24 protein-coding genes, 1 tRNA gene and 1 pseudogene are annotated in these 24,055 nt (G+C 57.4%); 16 read left to right on the top strand and 10 right to left on the bottom strand.

Annotated features, from left to right (window positions below; genetic code table 11):
- Positions 1 to 230: 230 nt before the first annotated feature.
- The 5 genes from V6L79_RS02415 to V6L79_RS02395 form a co-directional block, all read right to left on the bottom strand.
- Positions 231 to 536, bottom strand: coding sequence for a hypothetical protein (locus V6L79_RS02415; RefSeq protein WP_338579765.1), 306 nt, complete (start codon positions 534 to 536; stop codon positions 231 to 233).
- Positions 533 to 787 carry an AlpA family transcriptional regulator gene (locus tag V6L79_RS02410; RefSeq protein ID WP_092281582.1) on the bottom strand — a complete coding sequence of 85 codons (255 nt, stop codon included), beginning with the start codon at positions 785 to 787 and terminating at the stop codon, positions 533 to 535. Before V6L79_RS02410 ends, V6L79_RS02415 begins: the two co-directional genes overlap by 4 nt.
- 98 nt (positions 788 to 885) lie before the next feature.
- The gene (locus V6L79_RS02405) at positions 886 to 1,134 is read right to left on the bottom strand and encodes a helix-turn-helix domain-containing protein (RefSeq protein ID WP_338579764.1); all 249 of its coding nucleotides are present in this window, start codon (positions 1,132 to 1,134) and stop codon (positions 886 to 888) included.
- A 490-nt stretch (positions 1,135 to 1,624) separates the two neighbouring features.
- Positions 1,625 to 2,860: a tyrosine-type recombinase/integrase gene (locus tag V6L79_RS02400; RefSeq protein ID WP_338579763.1), complete on the bottom strand. Its 1,236-nt coding sequence runs from the start codon at positions 2,858 to 2,860 to the stop codon at positions 1,625 to 1,627.
- Positions 2,861 to 3,027: 167 nt separating this feature from the next.
- Positions 3,028 to 3,104, bottom strand: a tRNA-Arg gene (locus tag V6L79_RS02395).
- Between the two features lie 347 nt (positions 3,105 to 3,451).
- On the opposite strand from V6L79_RS02395, the gene gabD reads away from it, so the two are divergent.
- From gabD to gabT, 3 genes are read left to right on the top strand one after another with little or no spacing between them, the layout of a single operon-like run.
- Complete coding sequence (gene gabD / locus V6L79_RS02390) at positions 3,452 to 4,894, top strand: NADP-dependent succinate-semialdehyde dehydrogenase (RefSeq protein WP_261740248.1); 1,443 nt, start codon at positions 3,452 to 3,454, stop codon at positions 4,892 to 4,894.
- Positions 4,895 to 4,931: 37 nt separating this feature from the next.
- On the top strand, positions 4,932 to 5,063 hold the full coding sequence (locus V6L79_RS02385; protein ID WP_261740247.1) for a hypothetical protein: 132 nt from the start codon (positions 4,932 to 4,934) through the stop codon (positions 5,061 to 5,063).
- Between the two features lie 8 nt (positions 5,064 to 5,071).
- Positions 5,072 to 6,355 (top strand): 4-aminobutyrate--2-oxoglutarate transaminase, encoded by a 1,284-nt coding sequence (gene gabT, locus V6L79_RS02380; protein ID WP_261740246.1) that lies wholly within the window; start codon positions 5,072 to 5,074, stop codon positions 6,353 to 6,355.
- Between the two features lie 80 nt (positions 6,356 to 6,435).
- On the opposite strand, the gene desA is transcribed toward gabT, so the two are convergent.
- Positions 6,436 to 7,620, bottom strand: a complete 1,185-nt coding sequence (desA, locus tag V6L79_RS02375) for a delta-9 fatty acid desaturase DesA (protein WP_338579762.1) — start codon at positions 7,618 to 7,620, stop codon at positions 6,436 to 6,438.
- A 149-nt stretch (positions 7,621 to 7,769) separates the two neighbouring features.
- On the opposite strand from desA, the gene dibA reads away from it, so the two are divergent.
- Positions 7,770 to 9,692, top strand: coding sequence for a phosphodiesterase DibA (gene dibA / locus V6L79_RS02370; protein WP_338579761.1), 1,923 nt, complete (start codon positions 7,770 to 7,772; stop codon positions 9,690 to 9,692).
- A gap of 8 nt (positions 9,693 to 9,700) precedes the next feature.
- Here dibA and V6L79_RS02365 read toward each other — a convergent pair whose 3' ends face one another.
- Positions 9,701 to 9,985: a hypothetical protein gene (locus V6L79_RS02365; RefSeq protein WP_019824424.1), complete on the bottom strand. Its 285-nt coding sequence runs from the start codon at positions 9,983 to 9,985 to the stop codon at positions 9,701 to 9,703.
- A gap of 131 nt (positions 9,986 to 10,116) precedes the next feature.
- On the opposite strand from V6L79_RS02365, the gene V6L79_RS02360 reads away from it, so the two are divergent.
- Positions 10,117 to 10,776 carry a glutathione S-transferase gene (locus V6L79_RS02360; RefSeq protein ID WP_338579760.1) on the top strand — a complete coding sequence of 220 codons (660 nt, stop codon included), beginning with the start codon at positions 10,117 to 10,119 and terminating at the stop codon, positions 10,774 to 10,776.
- A gap of 142 nt (positions 10,777 to 10,918) precedes the next feature.
- Here the strand turns inward: V6L79_RS02360 and argH are convergent, their stop codons facing one another.
- Positions 10,919 to 12,313: an argininosuccinate lyase gene (argH, locus tag V6L79_RS02355; RefSeq protein WP_261740242.1), complete on the bottom strand. Its 1,395-nt coding sequence runs from the start codon at positions 12,311 to 12,313 to the stop codon at positions 10,919 to 10,921.
- A 271-nt stretch (positions 12,314 to 12,584) separates the two neighbouring features.
- On the opposite strand from argH, the pseudogene V6L79_RS02350 reads away from it, so the two are divergent.
- The 8 genes and pseudogenes from V6L79_RS02350 to rsd all read left to right on the top strand — a co-directional run.
- A pseudogene (locus tag V6L79_RS02350) lies at positions 12,585 to 12,704 on the top strand (sensor histidine kinase); the annotation flags it as partial.
- Positions 12,701 to 13,447, top strand: coding sequence for a LytTR family DNA-binding domain-containing protein (locus tag V6L79_RS02345; protein WP_261740241.1), 747 nt, complete (start codon positions 12,701 to 12,703; stop codon positions 13,445 to 13,447). The pseudogene V6L79_RS02350 and the gene V6L79_RS02345, both read left to right, overlap by 4 nt.
- 127 nt (positions 13,448 to 13,574) lie before the next feature.
- Positions 13,575 to 14,516: a hydroxymethylbilane synthase gene (gene hemC / locus V6L79_RS02340; protein ID WP_338579759.1), complete on the top strand. Its 942-nt coding sequence runs from the start codon at positions 13,575 to 13,577 to the stop codon at positions 14,514 to 14,516.
- Positions 14,513 to 15,280: a uroporphyrinogen-III synthase gene (locus V6L79_RS02335; RefSeq protein ID WP_338579758.1), complete on the top strand. Its 768-nt coding sequence runs from the start codon at positions 14,513 to 14,515 to the stop codon at positions 15,278 to 15,280. The genes hemC and V6L79_RS02335 overlap by 4 nt, the downstream gene beginning before the upstream one ends.
- 16 nt (positions 15,281 to 15,296) lie before the next feature.
- Positions 15,297 to 16,424: a uroporphyrinogen-III C-methyltransferase gene (locus V6L79_RS02330; RefSeq protein ID WP_261740238.1), complete on the top strand. Its 1,128-nt coding sequence runs from the start codon at positions 15,297 to 15,299 to the stop codon at positions 16,422 to 16,424.
- A complete protein-coding gene (locus V6L79_RS02325; RefSeq protein WP_261740237.1) occupies positions 16,421 to 17,662 on the top strand; it encodes a heme biosynthesis protein HemY in 1,242 nt (413 codons plus the stop codon). The genes V6L79_RS02330 and V6L79_RS02325 overlap by 4 nt, the downstream gene beginning before the upstream one ends.
- A gap of 227 nt (positions 17,663 to 17,889) precedes the next feature.
- Complete coding sequence (locus V6L79_RS02320; RefSeq protein ID WP_261740236.1) at positions 17,890 to 18,417, top strand: disulfide bond formation protein B; 528 nt, start codon at positions 17,890 to 17,892, stop codon at positions 18,415 to 18,417.
- A 192-nt stretch (positions 18,418 to 18,609) separates the two neighbouring features.
- Positions 18,610 to 19,080 (top strand): sigma D regulator, encoded by a 471-nt coding sequence (gene rsd / locus V6L79_RS02315; protein ID WP_261742519.1) that lies wholly within the window; start codon positions 18,610 to 18,612, stop codon positions 19,078 to 19,080.
- 57 nt (positions 19,081 to 19,137) lie between these two features.
- Here rsd and V6L79_RS02310 read toward each other — a convergent pair whose 3' ends face one another.
- The gene (locus tag V6L79_RS02310; RefSeq protein WP_321835094.1) at positions 19,138 to 19,803 is read right to left on the bottom strand and encodes an FKBP-type peptidyl-prolyl cis-trans isomerase; all 666 of its coding nucleotides are present in this window, start codon (positions 19,801 to 19,803) and stop codon (positions 19,138 to 19,140) included.
- Between the two features lie 248 nt (positions 19,804 to 20,051).
- On the opposite strand from V6L79_RS02310, the gene V6L79_RS02305 reads away from it, so the two are divergent.
- The gene (locus V6L79_RS02305; protein WP_261740234.1) at positions 20,052 to 20,948 is read left to right on the top strand and encodes an AlgP family protein; all 897 of its coding nucleotides are present in this window, start codon (positions 20,052 to 20,054) and stop codon (positions 20,946 to 20,948) included.
- Here the strand turns inward: V6L79_RS02305 and V6L79_RS02300 are convergent.
- Positions 20,945 to 21,409 (bottom strand): TIGR02444 family protein, encoded by a 465-nt coding sequence (locus tag V6L79_RS02300; protein ID WP_321835092.1) that lies wholly within the window; start codon positions 21,407 to 21,409, stop codon positions 20,945 to 20,947. The two genes, V6L79_RS02305 and V6L79_RS02300, sit on opposite strands and share 4 nt — an antisense overlap.
- A 50-nt stretch (positions 21,410 to 21,459) precedes the next feature.
- On the opposite strand from V6L79_RS02300, the gene V6L79_RS02295 reads away from it, so the two are divergent.
- Together V6L79_RS02295 and V6L79_RS02290 are read left to right on the top strand one after the other, a co-directional pair.
- The gene (locus tag V6L79_RS02295; RefSeq protein ID WP_261740232.1) at positions 21,460 to 23,370 is read left to right on the top strand and encodes an ATP-binding cassette domain-containing protein; all 1,911 of its coding nucleotides are present in this window, start codon (positions 21,460 to 21,462) and stop codon (positions 23,368 to 23,370) included.
- Positions 23,370 to 23,927, top strand: a complete 558-nt coding sequence (locus V6L79_RS02290) for a mechanosensitive ion channel family protein (RefSeq protein ID WP_261740231.1) — start codon at positions 23,370 to 23,372, stop codon at positions 23,925 to 23,927. Before V6L79_RS02295 ends, V6L79_RS02290 begins: the two co-directional genes overlap by 1 nt.
- The last annotated feature ends 128 nt before the right edge of the window (positions 23,928 to 24,055 follow it).

Raw genomic sequence — 24,055 nt, 5'->3', positions numbered from 1 at the left:
GCGGGCACAAAAAAAGCGCCTGCAATTGAGTATATGGCGCTGTTGCGCCTGAAATCTTTCGACCCGCCAAGGTCGGTCACTGAATTTGCAGCGACAGCCAGAGAGTAACGTCCCATTTTCGAAAGTGCAACCGTGCGGAAACCTTGCGCATTTTTTCGATGCGTCATAAATTGTGCGGGCATGTAGATTTACCTCAACGCCTCCGGATCGCCCCCGGGGGCGTTTCCATTTCAGGTGTGAACTTCCCAGTGCAGAGAAAGCAGGGGCAGGAAGTCACCATCAATCATTGAGCGAGCATCTTCGTAGGCTGCTACTTGCTGGCCTTCGTCGACAATTACAGCGCTGAATTTCTCGGTATGCATCGCTAGGGCACACCAGGTTCCATCAGGCCACTTCAACACTCCCACGACGCGATTAAGGCGTTCGTGTTTGGTTCGGTAGCGCTCGAGTCGTTGCATGTACGAGGCCGATAGACCGATCTCGCGAAGGACTGAAAACGGCTTCAATACCGCCCTATGAGCAATGTGCCTTCTCATGCTGCTGCCTCGTTGCGAGCGGCGATACGCGCTCGGGTCCAACTCAAAACCTCAGACAAAACCCAGGCGACTGGAGCGCCACGGGCATTGCTGTCGGTGAGCTTTACGGACTGCGGGAAACCGCTTTCGGGCTGACTCATGAGTTTGTAAACGGTAGCGCGACCGATACCTGTGATAGCCATCACCAGGTGGATGCGGATGAGTGTGGCGGCGGGATCGAAGCGTCCTAACTCTGAATCGCTAACTCTCATAGGCGAGGTCGTAGGCGGCACAAATTCTCGAATCGAATCGGTATTAGTTACTGAAAGTGCAAGCGCCGTAACGGTGCATTTCTGCTTGGTTTCAACCATTACGCATGTCCTCGCGCTAAGTTGGTGGTAGCGGAGCACACACGACTTTCGAGCCAGGTGGCGACATCTTGAGGGCGGTAACGCACTCGAGATCCGGTCTTTAGGTAAGGAAGAGAGTTGGTGCGAGAGCTGCGCCAAGAGGCAAGCGTTCGGCTGGACAAGCCAAGTGCAGTGGCAACTTGATCGGTGGTCAGCAGTTCAGATGTGATCGTGGTATCAGATGTAACTGAAGCGTTGAGGAGCGTCATAGCGCGTTTCCTGTAGTAGTTCTTACAGGCCCAAGCTATATAAACGCTTTTGCATTTATTGGAAGTTCGATTTTCTGGGGCGTTAGCCTTCTGCGATGCTTTTTTGGGGGTAAGTCGCGCAAGTTCGCAGCACAGTTTTGATTTTCACTGTAGACGTCCAACCATGTCCTACTGGTTTTTCATACAGTTTAAAAATGAAAGTCAGAGATGGCGATCGTGTACAAATCAGACGAACGGTAGTCCCCAGGCCCCTGATCCGTAATCAGGAGCAGCGACGCGAATTCCGTCGGATTACACGTAACGGAGCAGCCGGCAGGAAGGTGAGGAGGATTTAAGGCGTTACACCTCTTTGCCGCGTAACACCGGGTGGATTGATAGCCTGTGCAGCGTGTTACGCGTTAATTACCCAATAAATTCAATGGGTTGGTCGGTGCTGTAACACCCGTAACACCCGTAACACCAATTTTTCATGGGTGCTGGGATTGCACAGTCATACCGCCTTGCCAAATTGACCCTGGACAATGTTGCCGCGCTCCAATTCATCAAGGTGGTCTGCATACCACTGCATCATGACTTTGCGCTGAGGCAGGTACACCGCCTTGTTGTACACACCTGCTATTCCCTCTTTTACATGAGAGAGCTGAGCCTCAATGTGGTTTTCGTCAAATCCCTGTTCATTAAGGATCGTGCTAGCAATGTGACGGAAACCATGGCCAGTTTGCCGGCCCGCATATCCCAGCCTGCGCAGGGCCATCAGAAAGACGGTATTGCTACGGGGGATGGTTCGATCTTTTCTCCCAGGGAAGAGAAGGGGGTATGAGCCTGTCAGTGTGCGCAGCTCCGATATCGATTCAATGGCCTGGCGAGATAGAGGCACAACATGCTCGCGACGACGCTTCATTCTCTCGGCTGGAATCGTCCATAGCTTTTTGTTGAGGTCGATCTCCGACCAACGTGCCTCTCGAATCTCACTCGGGCGTGCTGCTAATAAGGCGAGCAAACGGAGACCTAGACGGACATCCTTCGCGTGAGGGTAAGAGTTGATAGCACGAAGTAATGCAGGCAACTCTTCTATTGATACGTGTGCATAATTTTCAGCACTGCGTGTCTGTAGAAATTTATTGAGGCCTTCAAGTGGGTTGTGGATCGCTCGGCCCGTCACACGTGCCAAGTCGTAGATCTCTTTGCAGAAGGCCCGAACTCTTCCCATTTGCTCAATGATCCCTTTCTGCTCCATGCCGCGCAGAAACTCCATCCATTCAAGGGGCAGTATTTCTGTGTAGATGCGTTTGCCGAAAACGGGAAACACGTGAAGCTCCAAGGCACCAAGAACTCGACGGGACGTGCCGGCTTCCCAGCTTGAGCGCCGAGCCTCAAACCATTCGCGCCCTAACGCTTCGAAAGTGTTGTTGGCAGCCACCCGGTCTGCAATCTTGCGAGCCTGCTTACTGACTAAAGGATTTTTACCAGTCGATGCGTCATCCCGCAGTTGCGCCGCCTTCTGTCTGGCTAGCGAGCCACTGATTTCGGGGTAACCGCCTAAGCCCAGCCACGACCATTTCCCGTCTGGTTTTTTGTAGCGCAACTCCCACGACTTCTGCCCATTTGCCTTGACCCGAAAATACAAGCCGTTGCCGTCTTGCTCCCGGTACGCCGCGCTCTCTGCCTCCAAACCAGCAAGAGTAGTGTCGGCCAGTGGGCGGCGTTTGATTTCAGTTCGCTTCACTGCGTGTATGCCTCCAGTTCAATGAATCTCAAAGCATACACGTGGGCATACACGGCGTGAAGTTATAGGGGTAGACAGGGAGGGATAGCCAGAAACAAGAAAGCCCGCACAGGGCGGGCTTCTTGAGGTTTTTCGTAGACTGTCTGAGACAGGCCTAGACTGCTATATGGTGCACCAGGCGGGATTCGAACCCACGACCACTGCCTTCGGAGGGCAGTACTCTATCCAGCTGAGCTACTGGTGCGACGCGGGCGCCATAATACTCATCTGTGTGTCGCCCGTCCATGCTGCTGATTCGTCAGGTGTTTCTTGGTGCGTTATGGGCTATTAATGGGGGCCGGGTGAGAAAGTGGTAAAACAGTACCGCTTGTTCTTTTTTTCGAACAGGCTATTGTCCTTTACCCCCTTTGACCCTAGGATTCGTTTGAGATTTCAAACGCTCTTGTCTGAGTGCTGAACCGCACGGCCTACTGTTTGTGCGTCATTTAGATACTTTGGCAGTGAATGACTTCCTGACGGCAGCCTTCTACGGCGCCTTTCTACTTTAATAATTCGCTCCGCGCCTGCGCGGTGCTGTTAAGGAAAGCCCACATGCAGCTCAAAGACGCACAGTTGTTCCGCCAACAAGCCTATATCGATGGTGCTTGGGTTGATGCGGACGGTGGCCAGACAATCAAGGTCAACAACCCTGCTACCGGTGAAATCATCGGTACAGTGCCAAAAATGGGTGCGGTTGAAACCCGTCGCGCCATTGAAGCCGCTGACAAAGCGTTGCCAGCCTGGCGTGCCCTGACCGCCAAAGAGCGTGCAACCAAGCTGCGTCGCTGGTTTGAGCTGCTGATCGAAAACCAGGACGACCTCGGCCGCCTGATGACCCTGGAACAAGGTAAACCATTGGCCGAAGCCAAGGGTGAAATCGTTTACGCGGCCTCGTTCATCGAGTGGTTCGCTGAAGAAGCCAAGCGCATTTACGGCGACGTGATCCCGGGCCATCAGCCAGACAAGCGCCTGATCGTGATCAAGCAACCGATCGGCGTGACCGCTGCGATTACTCCGTGGAACTTCCCGGCTGCCATGATCACCCGTAAAGCGGGCCCGGCCCTGGCCGCTGGCTGCACGATGGTGATCAAGCCAGCTTCGCAAACCCCGTTCTCGGCGCTGGCGCTGGTTGAGCTGGCGCACCGTGCCGGCATCCCGAAAGGCGTGCTGAGTGTTGTGACCGGTAGCGCAGGCGACATCGGCGGCGAGCTGACCAGCAACCCGATCGTGCGCAAACTGTCCTTCACCGGTTCGACCGAAATCGGTCGCCAGCTGATGGCCGAATGCGCCAAAGACATCAAAAAAGTGTCGCTGGAACTGGGCGGCAACGCACCTTTCATCGTGTTCGACGACGCGGACCTGGATAAGGCCGTCGAAGGCGCGATCATTTCCAAATACCGTAACAACGGCCAGACCTGCGTCTGCGCCAACCGCCTGTACATTCAGGACTCGGTCTACGACGCGTTCGCCGAAAAATTGAAAGTTGCCGTGGCTAAACTCAAGATTGGTAACGGTCTGGACGAAGGCACCACCACCGGCCCCCTGATCGATGACAAGGCCGTGGCCAAGGTCAAGGAGCACATTGCTGACGCACTGAGCAAAGGCGCGACCCTGCTGGCTGGCGGCAATAGCCTTGAAGGCAGCTTCTTTGAGCCGACCATTCTGATCAACGTGCCAAAAAACGCAGCCGTAGCCAAGGAAGAAACCTTTGGCCCGTTGGCGCCACTGTTCCGCTTCAAAGACGAAGCTGAAGTGATCGCAATGGCCAACGATACCGAGTTCGGCTTGGCGTCGTATTTCTATGCCCGCGACCTGAGCCGTGTATTCCGTGTGGCAGAAGCCCTGGAATACGGCATGGTAGGCGTCAACACCGGCCTGATCTCCAACGAAGTCGCGCCTTTCGGCGGTATCAAAGCTTCGGGCCTGGGTCGTGAAGGCTCCAAGTACGGCATCGAAGATTACCTGGAAATCAAATATCTCTGCCTGGGCATCTAACCCGGCGGGTGGTTCAAGCAGAGGGGGCACGAGAGCGATGCTTCCCCTGCGTTTCAAACTGTTAATTTTTGTGGCCGGGAGCGCCATGCCAGTCGATCATCGCATGCTGGCATTGATGTCTTCCTGGCGCGTCAGCCTTGAACCACGCCGCTTGATGAGCGGCGAATGAGGAACACCATGAGCAACAAGACCAACGCATCTCTGATGAAACGCCGTGAAGCCGCTGTCCCGCGCGGTGTTGGCCAGATCCATCCGATCTTTGCCGAGTCGGCGAAGAACGCTACCGTAACCGACGTTGAAGGTCGTGAGTTCATCGACTTCGCGGGCGGTATCGCGGTACTGAACACCGGTCACCTGCACCCGAAAATCATTGCCGCCGTGCAAGACCAATTGACCAAGCTGACCCACACCTGTTTCCAGGTTCTGGCTTACGAGCCTTACGTTGAGCTGTGTGAAAAGATCAACGCCAAGGTGCCGGGCAATTTCGACAAGAAAACCCTGCTGGTCACCACCGGTTCCGAAGCTGTTGAAAACGCCGTGAAAATCGCCCGTGCTGCGACTGGCCGTGCTGGCGTGATCGCTTTCACCGGCGCTTACCACGGTCGCACCATGATGACTCTGGGCCTGACCGGTAAAGTCGTACCGTACTCGGCGGGCATGGGCCTGATGCCAGGCGGTATCTTCCGCGCTTTGTTCCCGTGCGAACTGCATGGCATCACGGTTGATGATTCCATCGCCAGCATCGAGCGCATCTTCAAGAACGACGCCGAGCCTAAAGACATTGCTGCAATCATCATCGAGCCGGTTCAGGGCGAAGGCGGTTTCTACGTGGCGCCGAAAGCGTTCATGGCCCGCCTGCGTGAGCTGTGCGACAAGCACGGCATCCTGCTGATCGCTGACGAAGTGCAAACCGGTGCTGGCCGTACTGGCACCTTCTTCGCCATGGAACAGATGGGCGTGACTGCCGACCTGACCACCTTCGCCAAATCCATCGCTGGCGGCTTCCCGCTGGCCGGTGTGTGCGGCAAGGCCGAGTACATGGACGCTATCGCTCCAGGTGGCCTGGGCGGCACTTACGCCGGTAGCCCGATTGCTTGCGCAGCGGCGCTGGCGGTACTTGAGGTGTTTGAAGAAGAACACTTGCTGGATCGCTGCAAAGAAGTCGGCGAGCGTCTGGTGACTGGCCTCAAGGCTATTCAGGCCAAGTACCCGGTCATCGGTGACGTACGTGCGTTGGGCGCGATGATTGCGGTCGAGCTGTTCGAAGGCGGCGACTCGCACAAGCCAAACCCGACTGCGGTAGCCCAAGTGGTTGCCAAGGCTCGCGATAAAGGCTTGATCCTGCTGTCGTGCGGCACTTACGGCAACGTTCTGCGCGTTCTGGTTCCGTTGACCTCGCCAAACGAGCAGTTGGACCAAGGCCTGGCCATCATCGAAGAATGCTTCGCTGAACTGGCTTAAGTCCCGCCCACTGAGGGTGTGACCTGAGACACAAAAAAACCGCCTCGGCGGTTTTTTTGCGTTTGAGAGGAGGCGGTTTTTTACACCGCCGCAGGCCGTAGCGAGTAAGTCTTGAGCTGATGGGCAAACTCGCGCAGCGACTGAATCCCGCTGGCTTCTGCCTCGTGTACCCATTCCTTGATCGCCGCCAGCATGTCGTGACCATTGGTGCTGGTCTTGACCCAGATCTGTTGCAGGGCCAGGCGCTTCTCGTAAATCACCTTGAGCGAGTGGCTGTGCTCCAGCATTGTTTCAATACGCTGGTGATGGCGCTCTTCCAGCAGGCTGGTCTCACGGGAAAGCAGACGCTTGGCGCGACGGAACTGGTGACGCACTGAGTGATCGACCTTGGCCAGCTCTTGCTGAACCAGCGGCGCGATCACCAGCTTGCGGTACTGAGCCATGATCTGGAAGCGGTTGTTGAGGATCGCCATCGCGGTGTCCATGTCCAGGTTGCCTTTGCCTTCTACCCGGTGGGCAATAGGTGCAACACGCTGGACCTTGGCCAGGCGCAAAAAGCTGAAGACCTTGATCCAGGCCCAGCCCAGGTCGAACTCCCACTTCTTGACCGACATCTTGGCCGAGTTGGGGTAGGTGTGGTGGTTGTTGTGCAGCTCTTCGCCGCCAATGATGATGCCCCAAGGCACCAGATTGGTGGCGGCGTCGCGGCACTCGAAGTTGCGATAACCCACCGCGTGCCCCAGGCCGTTGACCACGCCAGCAGCCCATACCGGGATCCACATCATCTGAATGGCCCAGATGGTCAGGCCGATGGCGCCGAACAACAGCAGGTCGATGACCAGCATGATCGCCACGCCCAGCATTTTGTAACGCGAATAAAGATTTCGCTCAATCCAGTCTTCGGGGCAATTTTTGCCGTAAATACGCAATGTTTCAGGATTTTGAGCTTCTTCGCGATACAGCTCTGCACCTTTTCGCAAAACGGTCGATAACCCTTTGATCACCGGGCTGTGCGGGTCATCCACGGTTTCGCATTTGGCGTGGTGCTTGCGGTGGATGGCAGTCCACTCACGGGTGTTCTGTGCCGTGGTCAGCCACAGCCAGAAACGGAAAAAGTGTTTCAGGCCACCGTTGAGCTCCAGCGAGCGATGGGCTGAGTAGCGGTGTAGATAAACCGTGACACCGATAATGGTCACGTGGGTCATCAACAGAGTGACTGCAACCAGTTGCCAGGCTGACAAGTCGAGAAAACCGTTGTACCACATAGGCTGTTTGGCCCTCGGAAAAATGAAAAAAACTGCAACATGCATTATCACCATGCAGCCAGATAAAACCAGTCGGCCTTTCAGATAAGAGTGGCTGGATGTTTCTTACACTATAATTCTCACTTTTTTGTAGGTGTCTTTACTTTCTTATGTCTGTTTCCTCTCGCGATGCCTTGCGTACGGCCTTCTTATACGGGCTGCTATCGGTTTTATGGCTGCAGGTAACTGATCATTTATTGAACAGCTATTTCGATGATTCAGCGCAGTTGGCGCAGTGGCAGCTGATAAATGGCTATGTTTTTGCTTTTTTCAGTGCCGTGTTGATTTTTTTCGCCCGGGCTCGTCTTTGCGGTTTTTTGGGTATGAGCCCTGGCTTGAAGCGCCAGCGCCAGGATCAAGAGCGCTTGCGCCAGGCGGCTGTGGTCTTTGACTGCACTCGCGAAGGCGTGCTGGTGAGCAATAGCTGCGGTGTGATCGTGCATGTGAACCGTGCTCTGGTCGAAATTACCGGCTACACGGCCGAGGAAGTGCTGGGTCATCGTCCTAACATGTTCAAGTCGGGTCGCCATGGGCCTGCGTTCTACCAAGCGATGTTCAAGTCGATAGACGAAAGCGGTCACTGGCACGGCGAGATCTGGAACCGGCGCAAAAGTGGCGAGATTTATCCGCAGTGGCAGACCGTCCGTTCGATTACCGATAACAAGGGTCAGGTCACTCACTATGTCGCGGTCTTCTCAGATATTTCCGCGATCAAGAATTCCCAGACCGAACTGGCGCGACTGGTTCACCACGACCCCCTGACTGACTTGCCAAATCGCTTGTTGTTCACGGACCGTACAGAGCAGGTACTGGCTTCCTCGCAACGCCACCAGACCGGCTGTGCGTTGCTGATGATTGATCTCGATCACTTCAAAATCATCAATGACAGCCTTGGTCATAACATCGGCGACCAGTTGCTCAGAGCGGTCGCCGATCGCTTGCAGCGCATCTTTGGCAAGGGCTTCACGGTGGCGCGCCTGGGTGGCGATGAGTTTGCCGTGCTGGTCGATAACTGCCCGCAAGTGACTCAGGCCGCAGCCTTCGCGCAACAGGTTCTGGAAGTCATGAAAGGCGCATTCGAGATCGATAAGCATCAGCTGTTTATCAGTGCCAGTGTCGGTATCAGCGTCTTTCCCAGCGATGCATTGAACGCGGAGCAATTGCTGCGCAATGCTGACTCGGCGCTGTTCAAGGCCAAAAGTACCGGGCGTGAAGGCTACGCCTTGTACACCGAAGAACTGACGGCCCATGCACAGTACCGGATTGAGGTGGCCAGTGATTTGCGTCGAGCCCTGGAGCAGCAGGAGCTGCGTGTGTACTACCAGCCGGTGCACGACTTGCCGACCAGCCGCCTGATTGGTGTCGAGGCGTTGGTGCGCTGGGAGCATCCTCTGCGGGGGCTGTTGTCACCGGATGAATTTATTCCGATCGCCGAGCGTACCGGGTTGATTGCTGAAATCGACGCCTGGGTGCTGGAGCAAGCCTGTTGGCAGATGGTTCAGTGGCGAGCGGCTGGCGTGGAGTTGTCGTTCGTGGCGGTGAACATTTCCAGCCGGTTGTTTACTCGGCCTGAGCTGTACACGTTGGTTTCAACAGTTCTGGCAGATACGGGGCTGGCCCCTGCATTGCTGGAGCTTGAAGTGACCGAAAGCGCAGTGATGGACAACTCGAAAGTCGCATTGGAGCAAATGCACCGTCTGCGAGCGCTGGGTTTGCGTCTGGCCATTGATGATTTTGGAACCGGCTTTTCATCGCTGCTGCGGCTCAAGCAACTACCTGTGCAGAAGCTGAAAATTGATCAGGGATTTGTGGCCGGGTTACCCGCGGACAATGACGATGTGGCCATCGTGCGTGCGGTCATCGCGCTAGGTCAAAGCATGGGCTTGCAGGTGCATGCCGAGGGGATAGAGCAAGTCGAGCAGGCGCAGTTCCTGCTCGACCTCAACTGCAACCTGGGCCAGGGCTACTGGTTCGGGCGCCCGATGCCTGCCAAGGACTTGGACTGGCAGCGAGCCCCCGTAATTCGCGCCTGAACCGTGGTTCAGTTCTTCTCGGGCGGCAAGGTTGGCAGTGCACGCAAGGCTGTTTCATACCACTCGGTGTTGAAGGCGCGGTCCTCTTCGAGGATTGCGTCAATCTCTACGGCCAGCACGTGGGCCATCATCTGCAAGATGTCTTCGCGCTCATAGCCGACCAGCGTCAGCTTATTGAACGTGGCTTTAGCGGCAGGCGGGTTGTCACTTTCAATCTGGTTCTCAATTGCCTGAATCAGCGTGGACTCGGCGAACTCTTCTTCTTCGTTATCGATATCAACTGGCTCGCTCATGGCAGGCTCCTTAAGTAAAGGCCTGCAGTCTAACTGTATTTGTATTCAGTCCGGTGATGCTGCTGGTCACTCTGACGGCAAAGCACTATAACCATCGCAGCCAACCCCAACACGGCCTGGAGGCATTTGTAATGCTCAAGCTTTATGGATTCGCAGTCAGCAATTACTACAACATGGTCAAGCTGGCGCTGATGGAAAAGGGCGTGCCCTTTGAAGAAGTCCCTTTTTTTGCCGGTAAAACCCCTGAAGCGTTAGCCATCAGCCCGCGCGGAAAAGTCCCGGTACTGGGCGTAGATCAGGGTTTTATCAACGAGACCAGCGTGATTCTCGAGTATATCGAGCAGACCCAGCCGGGCCCGAAACTGCTGCCGGTTGATCCGTTTGAGCGTGCTCAAGTGCTGGCGCTGGTCAAGGAAATCGAGCTGTACATCGAATTGCCTGCGCGTGCGTGCTACGCCGAAGCATTCTTCGGCATGCAAGTGCCGGACGCGATCAAGGAAAAAGCTCGAACCGAGTTGCTGGAGGGCATGGCTTCGTTGGGCCGCCATGGCAAATTTGCGCCCTATGTGGCGGGCGAGACGTTGAGCGTGGCAGATATTTACTTTGTCTACAGCGTCAGCCTGGCGTGTGCAGTGGGGCACAAGGTGTTTGGCCTGGACTTGCTGGCTGAAATGCCGGGCGCCAAGGCGCTGCTGGAGCGACTGGAGCAAAACCCGCACGTGCAGAAAATTGCCGCTGAAAAAGAGGCGGCCATGCCGCAGTTTATGGCCTGGATCAGCAGCAAGAAATAACCGGCATATAGGGTGTCGCCCCGAGTGTGGGGGCGAGCCTGCTCGCGAAGGTCTCAAGAACATCGCGTTTATCCAGCAAAACGCGGTATCGATAACAACTTTCGCGAGCCTGCTCGCTCCCGCCGGGGAGCCGCTTTGAGGCCTAGCGGTTAGCCAGCAAGGCCTTGCCGCGAACAACTGCTGCTTTCACCTGGGCTGGCGCGGTGCCGCCGATGTGATCACGGGCATTGACCGAGCCTTCAAGGGTCAGCACGGCAAACACATCGTCTTCGATCTGATCGCTGAACTGACGCAGTTCTTCGAGGCTCATCTCTGCCAGATCTTTACCCGTTTCTACGCCGTACTTCACGGCGTGACCGACGATTTCGTGGCAGTCACGGAACGGCAGGCCACGGCGAACCAGGTAGTCGGCCAGGTCGGTGGCGGTCGAGAAGCCACGCAACGCCGCTTCACGCATGATCGCGTGCTTGGGCTTGATCGCCGGGATCATGTCGGCAAATGCGCGCAACGAATCGCGCAAGGTGTCGGCTGCGTCGAACAGCGGTTCCTTGTCTTCCTGGTTGTCCTTGTTGTAGGCCAATGGCTGGCCTTTCATCAGGGTCAACAGGCCCATCAGTGCACCGAATACACGGCCACTTTTGCCACGTACCAGCTCTGGTACGTCAGGGTTTTTCTTTTGCGGCATGATCGAGCTGCCGGTGCAGAAGCGGTCAGGCAAATCGATAAACTGGAATTGCGCACTGGTCCACAGCACCAGCTCTTCGGAGAAGCGCGACAAGTGCATCATCGCAATGCTGGCAGCTGCGCAGAATTCGATGGCGAAGTCGCGATCGGATACGTTGTCCAGCGAGTTGCCACCCACGGCGTCAAAACCCAGCAGTTGAGCCGTGAATTCACGGTCGATCGGGTAGGTGGTGCCTGCCAGCGCAGCGCTGCCCAGCGGCATGCGGTTGGTGCGCTTGCGGCAGTCGACAAGGCGCTCGTAATCGCGGCTGAGCATCTCGAACCAGGCCAGCATATGGTGACCGAATGTCACCGGCTGTGCGGTCTGCAAGTGGGTAAAGCCAGGCATGATGGTCTCGGCTTCGCGCTCGGCTTGCTCCAGCAGGCCTTTTTGCAGACGGGTAATTTCAGCCAGGATCAGGTCGATTTCATCACGCAGCCACAGACGGATATCGGTAGCCACCTGGTCGTTACGACTGCGGCCGGTGTGCAGCTTTTTGCCGGTCACGCCGATGCGGTCGGTCAGACGCGCCTCGATGTTCATGTGCACGTCTTCCAGATCGATGCGCCAGTCAAACGTGCCGGCTTCGATTTCGCTCTGGATGGATTTCAGGCCTTCGATGATGCTGTCGCGCTCGGCATCGGTCAGCACGCCGACCTTGGCCAGCATGGTGGCGTGAGCCACGGAGCCCATGATGTCGTGGCGGTAAAGGCGCTGGTCGAAAGTGACGGAGGCGGTGAAACGCGCAACGAAGGCGTCGACGGGTTCACTGAAGCGGCCGCCCCAGGACTGATTGGTCTTGTCGGTGCTCATGGATTCGCTCGTAATCGGCTGAGGGGGAGTTACACAAAAAGTTACTGCGGATCATAACAGGGTTGCCATTCATGGCGTTGACGCAGCACGGCAGGTTTTTAGTGTGAAGTGCGGTATAAACAAATTTCAGAAACGAAATGTATCGTTTGAATACTTTCGTCTTGGCAACCGTCTACAGTTGGTCGTATGGATCAGTCATTGCAGGTCTTTGTAGATTGCCAGACGTATCCGGTATTAAATCGAGCAACCGATACAGGTGAATTTTGCTGTGAGGTTTGCGGCACTTTTTGGCCTTCGCGCTAGTCTTAGCGTGGATCGCCGTGACAGTCGTCACTTCACCTGTCTACGCTATCCTTGTGCGAGACTCACGCAGGAATACAGCGCTATATGAATGTCCTGATCGTTGATGACGAAACCCTGGCCCGCGAGCATTTGAGCCATTTGCTCAGCTCGCTTGGGGGCTATACGTTGCTGGAGCCTGGCGCCACTAATGGCGAAGAGGCGTTAACCCTGATCGAAAACCACAAGCCGGATGTCGTTTTACTCGATATCCGCCTGCCGGGCCTCGACGGGTTGCAGGTTGCAGCCAAATTATGCGAGCGCGAACTACCGCCCTCGGTAGTGTTTTGCGTGGCGCCTGACGAGTTTTCCGTGGAGGCCCTGCAAGACAGCGGTGTCAGCTATGTACTCAAGCCGGTTACTGCTCAGGATCTGAGCGCCGCCTTGAAAGAGGCTCACCGCCCCAATCGCATCCAACTGGCCGCGCTCACCCGACCTGCCGCGCAAACCGGCAGCGGGCCGCGCAGCCATATCAGTGCCAGAACCCGAAAAGGTATTGAGCTGATCCCCATCGACCAAGTGATCTACTTTATCGCTGACCATAAATACGTGACCTTGCGTCACGCTGGCGGCGAGGTCTTGCTCGATGAACCGCTCAAGGCACTCGAAGACGAATTCGGTGAACGCTTTGTGCGTATTCACCGCAATGCGCTGGTGGCGCGGGATCGGATCGAGCGTCTGCAACGTACGCCGCTGGGGCATTTCCAGCTGTTCCTGCGGGGGCTTAACGGGGATGCGCTGATCGTCAGTCGTCGGCACGTGGCGGGTGTGCGCAAGATGATGCAGCAACTGTGATTCGTGCTGAAAAAGGCGCAGGCGCGCCGTTTTTGGGCCAGGGAGGCCGCGGACTTTCTGATACAAGTCAAAGCTGTTTTGGCTGAGCTGTTATTATCAGCCGTATCTTTTCAGTACGGATTGATCCATGTCCTCTCGCGAAATCCGCATCGCTACCCGTAAAAGCGCCCTGGCTCTATGGCAGGCCGAATACGTTAAAGCCCGTTTAGAGCAGGCTCACCCCGGTATTGTGGTGACGCTGGTGCCCATGGTCAGCCGTGGTGACAAGCTGCTGGACTCGCCGCTGTCGAAAATCGGCGGCAAGGGGCTGTTCGTCAAGGAGCTGGAAACCGCCCTGCTCGAAAACGAAGCCGACATCGCCGTGCACTCGATGAAGGACGTGCCGATGGACTTCCCTGAAGGCCTCGGTCTGTTTTGCATCTGTGAGCGCGAAGACCCGCGTGATGCTTTCGTCTCCAACACCTTCGCCAGCCTCGACGATTTGCCTCTAGGCAGCATTGTTGGCACGTCCAGCCTGCGCCGTCAGGCCCAATTGCTGACTCGTCGTCCAGACCTGGAAATCCGCTTTTTGCGCGGCAACGTCAATACCCGTCTGGCCAAGCTCGACGCGGGTGAATACGACGCCATTATCCTGGCTGCTGCCGGTCTGATCCGCCTCGGCTTTGAGGATCGCATCACTTCGCCAATCAGTATTGAAGACAGCCTGCCGGCTGGCGGCCAAGGTGCCGTTGGCATTGAGTGCCGCAACGCAGATACCGAAATTCATGCCCTGCTGGCGCCATTGCATCATGCAGACACCGCGGTGCGAGTCACTGCAGAGCGTGCGTTGAACAAGCACCTCAATGGTGGCTGCCAAGTGCCAATTGCCTGCTATGCCGTGTTGGAAGGCGAGCAAGTCTGGCTGCGCGGTCTGGTCGGGGAGCCCAGTGGTGGCGTGCTGCTGATTGCCGACGCCCGTGCACCACGTGCTGCTGCCACCGAGCTGGGTGTGCAAGTGGCCGAAGCGCTGCTGGCTCAAGGTGCCGGGGATATTCTCAAAGCCGTTTATGGTGAGGCAGGTCACGAGTGACAGGCTGGCGCTTGTTGCTGACCCGGCCTGCCGAAGAGTCGGTAGCCTTGGCCAATGAGCTGGCGGCTGCCGGTATTTTTAGCAGCAGCTTGCCCTTGCTGGCGATCCGGCCGTTGGCGTTGACTGATGCCCAGCGAGGGCTGGTGGCGGCTCTTGACCGTTATTGCGCGGTGATTGTGGTCAGCAAGCCTGCGGCCCGTCTGGGGCTTGAGCTGGTCAGCCAGTACTGGGCGCAAGCGCCCCGGCAGAAGTGGTTTAGCGTCGGCGCCGCGACTGCGCAGATTCTCGCCGACCATGGCCTCGATGTTAGCTACCCTCAAGGGGGGGATGACAGCGAAGCCCTGTTGGCGATGCCTGAATTTGAACGCGTGGTTGCTGGTCATCAACCCAGGGTGTTGATCCTGCGCGGGGAGGGCGGTCGCGAGATGCTGGCGGACCGGCTGCGCAACGTGGGCGCACAGGTCGACTATCTTGAACTCTATCGTCGTGAACTGCCGTCATACCCGCCTGCGACCCTGTACCAGCGCGTTAAAGTGGAACGCCTGAACGCGCTGGTGGTCAGCAGTGGGCAGGGTTTTGAACATTTACGCCAATTGGCAGGCGATACCTGGCCGCAGCTTGGATGTCTGCTGTTGTTTGTTCCAAGCCCTCGGGTTGCTGAGATAGCACGCAGCGCCGGGGCGCAAAACGTTGTGGATTGTCGTGGTGCGAGCGCCACGGCTTTGCTGGCGGCGCTGCGGGAGCATCCCGCACCTGCTTTCTAATGCAAAGGATGGATTCGTGAGCGAAACAGTCTTGTCCAAAGATCAAGTGCAGCCCGCGCCAGAAGCGCCGGCTAAAAAACCTGACACTGCGCCGCAGAGTCGCGGTAATGGCCTGGCCGTTGTTGCCCTGTTGCTGGGCGCTGCCGGTGTTGCCGTCGGCGGCTGGGGTGTGTGGCAGGTGCGTCAACTGCAAGCCAGCACCGAGCAGCAATTAAGCGACGTGCCCGCTCTGGCGGCGCAAACGCTGTCGATCAAACAGGGCGAGCAGCAATTGTTGACGCGCCTTAATCAATTGCCCTCCGCCGGTGAACTGGATAACCAGCGCCAATTGGTTGTGCAGTTGCAAGGTGATCAGCAGCGTCTGAACCAGCGCCTCGAGACCGTATTGGGCGAGAGCCGCAAGGACTGGCGCTTGGCCGAGGCCGAGCACTTGTTGCGTTTGGCTACCTTGCGCTTGTCGGCACTGCAGGACATCAGCAGCGCCCAGGCCCTGGTACAGGGCGCGGACGCCATTTTGCGTGAGCAAAACGATCCCGGTTCTTTCGCCGCACGTGAACAGTTGGCCAAAAGCCTGACGGCACTGCGCAGCGTCGAACAGCCGGATCGCACGGGGCTGTTTTTGCAATTGGCGGCCTTGCGGGACCAGGTGGTGCAGCTTAACGCTCTGGCCCCGGCCTATCAGAATCAAGGTGATTCCTTGGCGAGCCTGACCGCAGATGGCGATGGCGCGAGTCGCTGGTCCCAGTGGTGGGATGAGATATCGCACTACATTCGGATTGATTTCAATGCCGACAAAAACGTGCGTCCACTGTTGGCGGGCCAAAGTCTGACTCAGGTTCGTCTGGCACTGAGCCTGGCGCTTGAGCAAGCCCAATGGGCCGCGCTCAATGGCCAGGAGTCGGTTTACACCCAGGCCTTGGCGCAAGCGCAAGACGTCCTCAAGGGCAACTTCAATGCGGATAACCCGCAGAGCAAAAAAATCCTCGAGCAAGTGATTGCGCTCAGCAAACAGCCGGTCACGGTTAAAACCCCGGACCTTGCTGGCGCTCTGAGCGCAGTACAGGCCTATCTGGAGCGACGGCATGTCAGTGCTGACGAACCGGGCCAAGCGGCTGCCAGCCCTGCGCAGGAGGCACTTCCATGAAGCGCTTCTACGTGATTGTGTTCTTGTTGATTGCAGCAGCGGCCTGCATCGGCCTGGCAATCGCTGAAGACGCGGGCTATGTGCTGATCGCTTACAAAAACTTCCGCTACGAATCCAGCGTATGGGCGACGCTCGCCTTGCTGGCCGTCCTGTGGCTGCTGATCTGGGGCATTAAACTGCTGGTGGAGCTGGTCACCGCGTCTACCGGATTGGTGAACCCGTGGTCGCGGCGCAATCGCAGCCGTCGGGTACAAATCGCCATCGAACAAGGCCAGATGGACCTTGCCGAGGGGCGCTGGTCCAGCGCACAGAAACACCTGGCGCGGGCAGCCGAGGCCGAGCCTCAGCCGTTGCTCTACTACTTGGGCGCCGCACGTGCGGCCAACGAACAAGGGCACTACGAAGAAAGCGACAACCTGCTCGAACGTGCGCTGGAACGTCAGCCACAAGCCGAATTGGCGATTGCCCTGAGCCATGCCCAATTGCAGGTGGATCGAGCCGATACCGATGGCGCGCTGGTGACCTTGCAAGCCATGCACGAGCGCCATCCGCATAACGTGCAGGTGTTGCGCCAGTTGCAGCGCTTGCACCAGCAGCGTGGCGACTGGGCGGCACTGATTCGCTTGCTGCCGGAGTTGCGCAAGGACAAAGTCTTGCCGAGCAAGGAACTGGCAGAGCTGGAACGTCGGGCCTGGGGGCAAAATCTGAGCCTTGCGGCTCAGCGTGAAACCGAAGGCGAGGCGGGCTTGCAATCGCTGCAGCGCGCCTGGCAACAGCTCACTTCAGCTCAGCGCCAGGAGCCCGCGCTGGTTCTGGCCTACGCCGAGCAGTTGCGTCAATTGGGCGCGCAAGCCGAAGCCGAAGAAGTCTTGCGTGGAGCGCTCAAGCGTAATTACGACAGTCACCTTGTGCGGCTCTATGGCCTGCTGCGTGGCAGCGATCCGGTGAAGCAGTTGCAGACCGCCGAAGGATGGCTCAAAACGCACCCTGGGGACGCCAGCTTGCTTTTGACCCTGGGTCGCCTGTGCTTGCAGAACAGCTTGTGGGGCAAGGCGCGGGATTATCTTGAAAACAGCCTGCAGGTAGAGCGCAACCCTGAAACCTGCGCGGAACTGGCGCGCCTGTTGGCCCAGTTGGGTGATACGTCGCGCAGCAATCAGTTGTTCCAGGAAGGTTTGAATTTGCTGGATGAGCGCTTGCTGGCCCTGCCTTTGCCAGCAACGGCCACGAGTCTTTAAACGTTCAAACAGGCAGCCTGACGTGTGTCTTTACGCGTGTCAGGCTGCCTGTGGTAATAATTTAGTACGGTGCTAGTCGATTTGTCCTACGTGATTCGCTCTCGTTACGTCCAGCTTCCGTTGGCAATTCCCTACTCGCTTCCAGACGTATCCGCAGAGGGCCAGCTTGAAAGGGCCAATGGCTTTCATCTACCGTAACCAACTGTCTCTTTTGTTACGGAAAAGCCATGTTCTTGGCCAGCTCACGCTTTACTTTCTTTTTGGCCTTTCTCGTAGGCGCGCTGGTGATGGGCTGTGCTCTGTACCTTGAATATGGGTCGGGGCTCAAGCCCTGCTCGTTGTGCCAAGTGCAGCGCCTTTTCTTGCTGGTGTTCTGTCTCGTGAACCTGATGGCTTCTGTACAGGGCCCGCAGCGTTTTGGCATGTGGTGTTACTCCACGGCATCTTCGCTACTGGCACTTTGCGGCGCTGTGATCGCATTGAGGCAGATGCAGCTGCAAATATCGGGGCCTGAACACTTGATGTCCTGTCAGCCGGATCTGGCGTGTGTCTGGCATGACCTTTCGCCGGGTGAATTTTTCTCGATGCTTTATCGAGGCAGTGAAGACTGCGCGCATATTCACTGGACCGTGTTTGACTTGAGCGTTCCCGAGTTAAGCCTGCTGGCCTTTATCGGCCTGCTTGTACTGAGCATCTTTCAGATAATTCGCTCAATCTATGCCGAAAAATTCCCGCGTGGATGCGACGTGAAGTAGCAACCAGGATTAAACGCTTGTATGAACTTTCTCTCGTGCGTACCTTGAAGCAGTTGCCGCGCGGGCATAATCTGGCCCGCACGTATTACTGGAGTTATGCCGCCCAATGCCGGTGCACTCGCGCAGGTTTTTGGTTCACATAGGCCCGGCTGAAGTCGGGTGGCATGGGCCCACAAGGGAAGAGAGATCATCATGCTCGAAAGATGTGAGAGTGCTCAGGAACGTTTCAACGGCGTCCACCAGTTGATTGATCGCTGGCTGCATGAGCGCCGTAAACTTGTGAAGGCTTATGCTGCTTTGATTGATCAGCAAAATAATCCCAAGCGCGGGCCTCAAAAAGAGTTTTGCCAGATCCTGGTTGATTACGTCTCGGCAGGTCATTTCGAGATTTATGAACAGCTCAATCAGGAGGCCCAGGCTTTCAATGATGAGCGCGGGATTGCATTGGCTGCGACCATCTACCCGAGAATCAACGTGATTACCGAAGCTGCTCTGGCTTTCAATGATCATTGTGACGGCAAAGCCCATCGCCCTGACTGCGACAAGCTTGCAGAGGAGATCAAGATCCTTGGTGCTCTGCTGGACGAGCGCTTTGAGCTTGAAGATTGTTTGATCGAAGTGCTGCACAGTGCGCACAAACAGAAAGAAGCAGCTCAGGCTTAAGCAGTAGCCGAGCTAAAAACGGTGCGCAATTGCGCGCCGTTTTTCGTTGTACGGCAGTCACTTTCTGATCGAGAACAACTCGACTTCAAATACCAGCGGCGTGTTGGGCGCGATCAAGTCCCCGGCGCCCTCTGCCCCGTAAGCCTGACTTGAAGGAATCGCCAATCGCCATTTGGCGCCGACAGGCATCTGCACCAGCGCACTGCGCCAGCCAGCGATTACGCTGTCCAAGCGGAACCATTGCGGTTGGGTGCTTTGGTCGAACACCGTGCCATCGGGCAGGCGGCCCACATAGCTCACATAGACCGAATCCTGCGCGCCGGGTTTTGCCCCAGTGCCGGGTTTGAGCTCGGTCAGGATAATCCCGTCAGCCAACTCGTGAGCCTTCGGCTGCTGTTTTTCTTTGAATAAAAAATCATCTTCGGCGCTCTGCCCGGTGTTGCCCGCGGCCTGGCTTTGTGAAGGATCATTCTGCGCTTGATGCAGCGTCAGAATCTGCCCGATGCGCTCCTCACTGAGGGCCAGCGGCTTACCTTGATAGGCCGTGCGCAGGCCCTCGATCAATGCCTGGATCTGCAGTTCAGGCACTTCCTGGCGCAAGCGCTCACCCAGGCTGGCGCCCATGCTGTAGGCGAGGTCGTGCGCAGCGTCGGGGGGTGGTGCAGGGGCTGCGTGAGCCAAAGGCGCAAGGCACAACAACGTCAAAAACAGGTAACGCGGCATGGTGGTTCTCCGGCGTGATGTGCGAGCGATTATGCCTGCGCTCAAGCGGGCGCCGATGATTTTATTCGGGGCTGTAGAGGACGTTGAAGCATTCGCAAAATTTACCCGAACTGACCGTTAAAGATTGATCCAGCACAAGTTTTTCAACGTCATGCAACCCGCAGCTAACCTTAGTGTCAACATGCCCTAGCGGCGGTAGTTGCAGAGGTCTAGTATGAGCCGCACTCACTTCAGCCAGGAGGTAAACCATGTCGGCCAATAAGAAGCCCGTAAATACGCCGTTGCACTTGCTCCAACAACTCTCAGGCAGTCTGCTTGAGCATTTGGAAAACGCTTGCTCCCAAGCGTTGGCTGATGCTGAGAAACTGCTCGCCAAACTTGAGAAACAGCGCGGTAAAGCTCAGGAAAAACTGCACAAGTCTCGCGCCAAACTGCAAGACGCAGCCAACGCTGGCAAATCCAAGGCTCAGGCCAAGGCCAAGTCTGGCGTTAAAGAGCTTGAGCAACTGCTCGATTCGCTCAAAGACCGTCAAACCGAAACGCGCACTTATATCCTGCAACTCAAGCGCGATGCTCAAGAAAGCCTGAAGTTGGCCCAGGGCATTGGTCGTGTCAAAGAGGCGGTAGGCAAAGCGTTATCCACGCGTGATGCCAAGCCTGCTCCAGCGGCGAAAAAACCTGCAGCCAAAGCAGTTGCTAAAGCCCCGGCAAAAGCAGCCGCCAAACCTGCCGCCAAAGCGCCAGCGCAAAAACCGGCAGCAGCCCGCACGGCAAAACCGGTTGCGGCAAAGGCTCCGGCGGCCAAGCCAGCAGCGGCTAAAACTGCTGCTGCCAAACCTGTCGCCAAGCCCGCAGCAGCTAAGCCGGTAGCGGCCAAAGCGCCCGCCAAGGCTCCCGTAAAAGCGCCAGTTAAAGCCCCGGTAAAACCTGCGGCTAAAACAGCGGCTGCCAAACCCGCTGCCAAGCCTGTCGCAGCTAAACCTGCGGTAAAAGTCGCAGCCAAACCGGCCGTGAAAAGACCCGCTGCAGCAAAACCAGCCGCCAAGCCTGCCGTGGCCCCCGTAGCTGCCACGCCTGCTGCTGCCCCTGCGCCAACCCCGGCAGCCGTCACAAACTCGGCTACCACCCCAGCCAGCGCTTCTTAAGCGAGGTTGATTGCGGCGCGCAGTTGATGCAGCGCGTCGCAATCAGGGTGGACGGCATCGCACGCCACCCTCTGCAGCCAATCGCAAGCCTCTTGCGATTGAGCTGACGGCCAGCCCTGAGTCACCGACTCCAGGCGCCGCAACAATGTCCGCTCCGCCTCCAGTTCCAAAGACTTGATCTGCGCGCGCAACGCTGCCAGCGCATCATCGTGTGTGGCCGCTTCACGCCAGTTTGTGCGCAGTTGTCTTAACGGTTGCACCACCTCGCGCTGCCAGGGCCCGGCACAGGCCTTTAATTGCGCAACCCGTATCTCGTCGCAGGCCACCGCACGCTGCTCCAGCCAGGCTGCGCACAGCAGCAGGCACACATCCAGGCCCTGGCCTTGCAAGTGCAAGCACGCCTGTTCCACGCCGGGGCGGGCGTAGAGGTTCAAACAGTAATTCCACAGGTCAGTCTGCATAGTGCAATTCGCGCCAGTTGAGAGGGAAGCTGGTAGACTCCGCCGCCATTATGATCCGACTTCTGAACCTGACTTTACAGCGTGGCCCGCAACGTCTGCTAGAAGACGCCGAGCTGATCCTGCACGCCGGCCACAAAGCCGGTCTGGTCGGTGCCAATGGCGCCGGTAAATCCACTTTGTTCGCCTTGCTGCTGGGTGAGTTGACGCCTGATTCCGGGGATTGTCTGCTCCCGGCCGACTGGCGGATTGCCCACATGCGACAAGAAATCGACACCCTCGACCGCATCGCGATCGATTACGTGCTCGATGGCGACCTGCGCTTGCGCCAAGTGCAAGCCGATCTGGCCAAGGCCGAGGCTGACGAGGACGGTGCTGCGCAAGCCCGCCTGCACTCAGAGCTGGACAGCGCCGACGGTTATACCGCCGATGCGCGGGCGCGCAAAATGCTCGCCGGTCTGGGTTTCACCAACGAACAAATGGACCGTCCGGTTGCCGACTTCTCCGGCGGCTGGCGGATGCGCCTGAACCTGGCGCAAGCCCTGATGTGTCCGTCGGATCTGCTGCTGCTCGATGAGCCGACCAACCACTTGGATCTCGACGCCATTCTTTGGCTGGAAGATTTCCTCAAAAATTACCCCGGCACCTTGCTGTTGATTTCTCACGATCGGGACTTTCTCGACGCCGTGGTCGACAACATTGCCCACGTCGATCAACGTAAAATCACCCTCTATCGCGGTGGTTACAGCGCGTTTGAACGTGCCCGTGCCGAACGTCTGGCCCAGCAACAGCAGGCCTACGAAAAGCAACAGGCGCAACGTGCGCACATGGAAAGCTACATTGCCCGCTTCAAGGCCCAGGCCACCAAGGCCCGTCAGGCGCAAAGCCGGATCAAGGCCCTGGAGCGCATGGAAGAACTGAGCGCGGCCCATGTGGATTCGCCGTTCGACTTCGTGTTCCGCGAAGCAGTCAAACTCTCCAGCCCGTTGCTCGACTTGTCCGATGCGCGTCTGGGTTATGGCGACAAAACCATCCTGGAAAAGGTCAAGCTGCAACTGGTTCCCGGCGCCCGTATCGGTTTGCTTGGGCCAAACGGCGCGGGTAAGTCGACCCTGATCAAAAACCTTGCCGGCGAGCTGGAGCCGCTCTCAGGTCGTCTGGCCCGGGGTGAAAACCTGGTGGTTGGCTACTTCGCCCAGCATCAGCTCGACTCGCTGGACTCCAAGGCCAGCCCCTTGCTGCACATGCAGCGTTTGGCTCCGGCTGAACGTGAACAGACCCTGCGCGACTTCCTCGGTGGCTTCGACTTCCGCGGTGCGCGTATCGACGAGCCGGTGCTGAATTTCTCCGGTGGCGAAAAAGCCCGTCTGGCGCTGGCGTTGATCGCCTGGGGCCGACCGAACCTGTTGCTGCTCGACGAACCGACCAACCACCTTGACCTCGAAATGCGTCTGGCGCTGACCATGGCGTTGCAAGAGTTCAGTGGTGCAGTTTTGGTGGTGTCTCACGATCGCCATTTGCTCAAAAGCACCACGGATGAATTTCTGTTGGTGGCCGACGGCAAGGTGCAGGAATTCGACGGCGACCTCGAAGACTATGCGCGCTGGCTGGCGGACTATCGTTTGCGCAATGCGCCGGCAAGCAACACGCCGGTCAACCCTGACAAAACTGATAAAAAGGCTCAGCGTCAGGCTGCTGCGGCGTTGCGTCAGCAATTGGCTCCGCACAAGCGTGAAGCCGACAAGCTCGAAAGCGAACTGGGCAAGGTCAACGAAAAGCTGGCCAAGATCGAAACCAGCCTCGGTGATAGCGCGGTTTACGAGGCGGCGCGCAAAGACGAATTGCGTGATCTGCTGGCTGAGCAGGCAAAGCTCAAAGTACTCGAAGGTCAGCTGGAAGAGCGCTGGATGGAAGCTCTGGAACTGCTTGAATCCATGCAGGCAGAACTGGAAGCCCTGTCCTGATGGAAGCCCTGCATTTACCGCTGCCCGCCGAACTGATCGCACCTCTGTGGATCGGCTTGCAGATTCTGCTGATTCTGTTGGCGGGCTATTTTTCTCAGCGCGTCGTGGCCCGTTTCCTTACTCGCCTAGGTCAGCGTTACCCGTTCCCGCCGCAGTTGATGATGCCGCTGCGGGGCGGTTTGCGCTGGTTCATCATGGGCAGTGCGGTGATTGTCGTCCTGGAGCGTCTTGGCGTCTCTGCCACGGTATTGTGGACGGCGCTTTCGGGCTTTGTGGCGGTGGCGGCAATCGCCTTCTTCGCCATGTGGAGCGTGCTCTCCAACCTGCTCTGCGCAGTGCTGATCTTCACCGTGGGGCCGTTTCGCATTGGTGATGTGGTGGAGCTGCTCGACACGCTCGACAAGCCGGGCGTCAAAGGTCGGGTCGTGGCCATCAACCTGCTTTACACCACCTTGATCGAGCCCGCTGAAGCGGGTAGCGGCAGCAGCATGGTGCAAGTCCCCAACAGCCTGTTCTTCCAACGCTCGGTTCGCCGCTGGCGTGAAGGCGACCTTTAAAAGTACTACGCCCCATCTGTAGCCGTTGCCGCAGCCTGCGATAAGTGCCGAAGGACCTTCAAGAGGGTCGCTTCGCAACCCATCGCAGCCTGCGGCAGCGGCTACAAAAAGTAGTGGTCAATTTTCAA

This window comes from Pseudomonas sp. ML2-2023-6, from assembly GCF_037055265.1.
In the GTDB taxonomy this organism is placed as follows: domain Bacteria; phylum Pseudomonadota; class Gammaproteobacteria; order Pseudomonadales; family Pseudomonadaceae; genus Aquipseudomonas; species Aquipseudomonas kulmbachensis.
Note: the sequence above shows the minus strand (reverse complement) of the source record. Positions and strands in the feature narration are given on the sequence as shown.

What these genes read in the sequence shown, in the direction of transcription:
- V6L79_RS02385 (WP_261740247.1), top strand. Translation starts at nt 4,932, where the DNA reads ATGCTTCCCCTGCGTTTCAAACTGTTAATTTTTGTGGCCGGGAGCGCC.
- V6L79_RS02300 (WP_321835092.1), bottom strand. Translation starts at nt 21,409, where the DNA reads ATGCAGACTGACCTGTGGAATTACTGTTTGAACCTCTACGCCCGCCCC.
- hemC (WP_338579759.1), top strand. Translation starts at nt 13,575, where the DNA reads ATGTCCTCTCGCGAAATCCGCATCGCTACCCGTAAAAGCGCCCTGGCT.
- V6L79_RS02325 (WP_261740237.1), top strand. Translation starts at nt 16,421, where the DNA reads ATGAAGCGCTTCTACGTGATTGTGTTCTTGTTGATTGCAGCAGCGGCC.
- V6L79_RS02360 (WP_338579760.1), top strand. Translation starts at nt 10,117, where the DNA reads ATGCTCAAGCTTTATGGATTCGCAGTCAGCAATTACTACAACATGGTC.
- V6L79_RS02365 (WP_019824424.1), bottom strand. Translation starts at nt 9,985, where the DNA reads ATGAGCGAGCCAGTTGATATCGATAACGAAGAAGAAGAGTTCGCCGAG.
- rsd (WP_261742519.1), top strand. Translation starts at nt 18,610, where the DNA reads ATGCTCGAAAGATGTGAGAGTGCTCAGGAACGTTTCAACGGCGTCCAC.
- V6L79_RS02320 (WP_261740236.1), top strand. Translation starts at nt 17,890, where the DNA reads ATGTTCTTGGCCAGCTCACGCTTTACTTTCTTTTTGGCCTTTCTCGTA.
- V6L79_RS02345 (WP_261740241.1), top strand. Translation starts at nt 12,701, where the DNA reads ATGAATGTCCTGATCGTTGATGACGAAACCCTGGCCCGCGAGCATTTG.
- dibA (WP_338579761.1), top strand. Translation starts at nt 7,770, where the DNA reads ATGTCTGTTTCCTCTCGCGATGCCTTGCGTACGGCCTTCTTATACGGG.
- desA (WP_338579762.1), bottom strand. Translation starts at nt 7,620, where the DNA reads ATGTGGTACAACGGTTTTCTCGACTTGTCAGCCTGGCAACTGGTTGCA.
- V6L79_RS02295 (WP_261740232.1), top strand. Translation starts at nt 21,460, where the DNA reads ATGATCCGACTTCTGAACCTGACTTTACAGCGTGGCCCGCAACGTCTG.
- V6L79_RS02290 (WP_261740231.1), top strand. Translation starts at nt 23,370, where the DNA reads ATGGAAGCCCTGCATTTACCGCTGCCCGCCGAACTGATCGCACCTCTG.
- gabD (WP_261740248.1), top strand. Translation starts at nt 3,452, where the DNA reads ATGCAGCTCAAAGACGCACAGTTGTTCCGCCAACAAGCCTATATCGAT.
- V6L79_RS02305 (WP_261740234.1), top strand. Translation starts at nt 20,052, where the DNA reads ATGTCGGCCAATAAGAAGCCCGTAAATACGCCGTTGCACTTGCTCCAA.
- V6L79_RS02410 (WP_092281582.1), bottom strand. Translation starts at nt 787, where the DNA reads ATGAGAGTTAGCGATTCAGAGTTAGGACGCTTCGATCCCGCCGCCACA.
- V6L79_RS02415 (WP_338579765.1), bottom strand. Translation starts at nt 536, where the DNA reads ATGAGAAGGCACATTGCTCATAGGGCGGTATTGAAGCCGTTTTCAGTC.
- argH (WP_261740242.1), bottom strand. Translation starts at nt 12,313, where the DNA reads ATGAGCACCGACAAGACCAATCAGTCCTGGGGCGGCCGCTTCAGTGAA.
- V6L79_RS02405 (WP_338579764.1), bottom strand. Translation starts at nt 1,134, where the DNA reads ATGACGCTCCTCAACGCTTCAGTTACATCTGATACCACGATCACATCT.
- gabT (WP_261740246.1), top strand. Translation starts at nt 5,072, where the DNA reads ATGAGCAACAAGACCAACGCATCTCTGATGAAACGCCGTGAAGCCGCT.
- V6L79_RS02310 (WP_321835094.1), bottom strand. Translation starts at nt 19,803, where the DNA reads ATGCCGCGTTACCTGTTTTTGACGTTGTTGTGCCTTGCGCCTTTGGCT.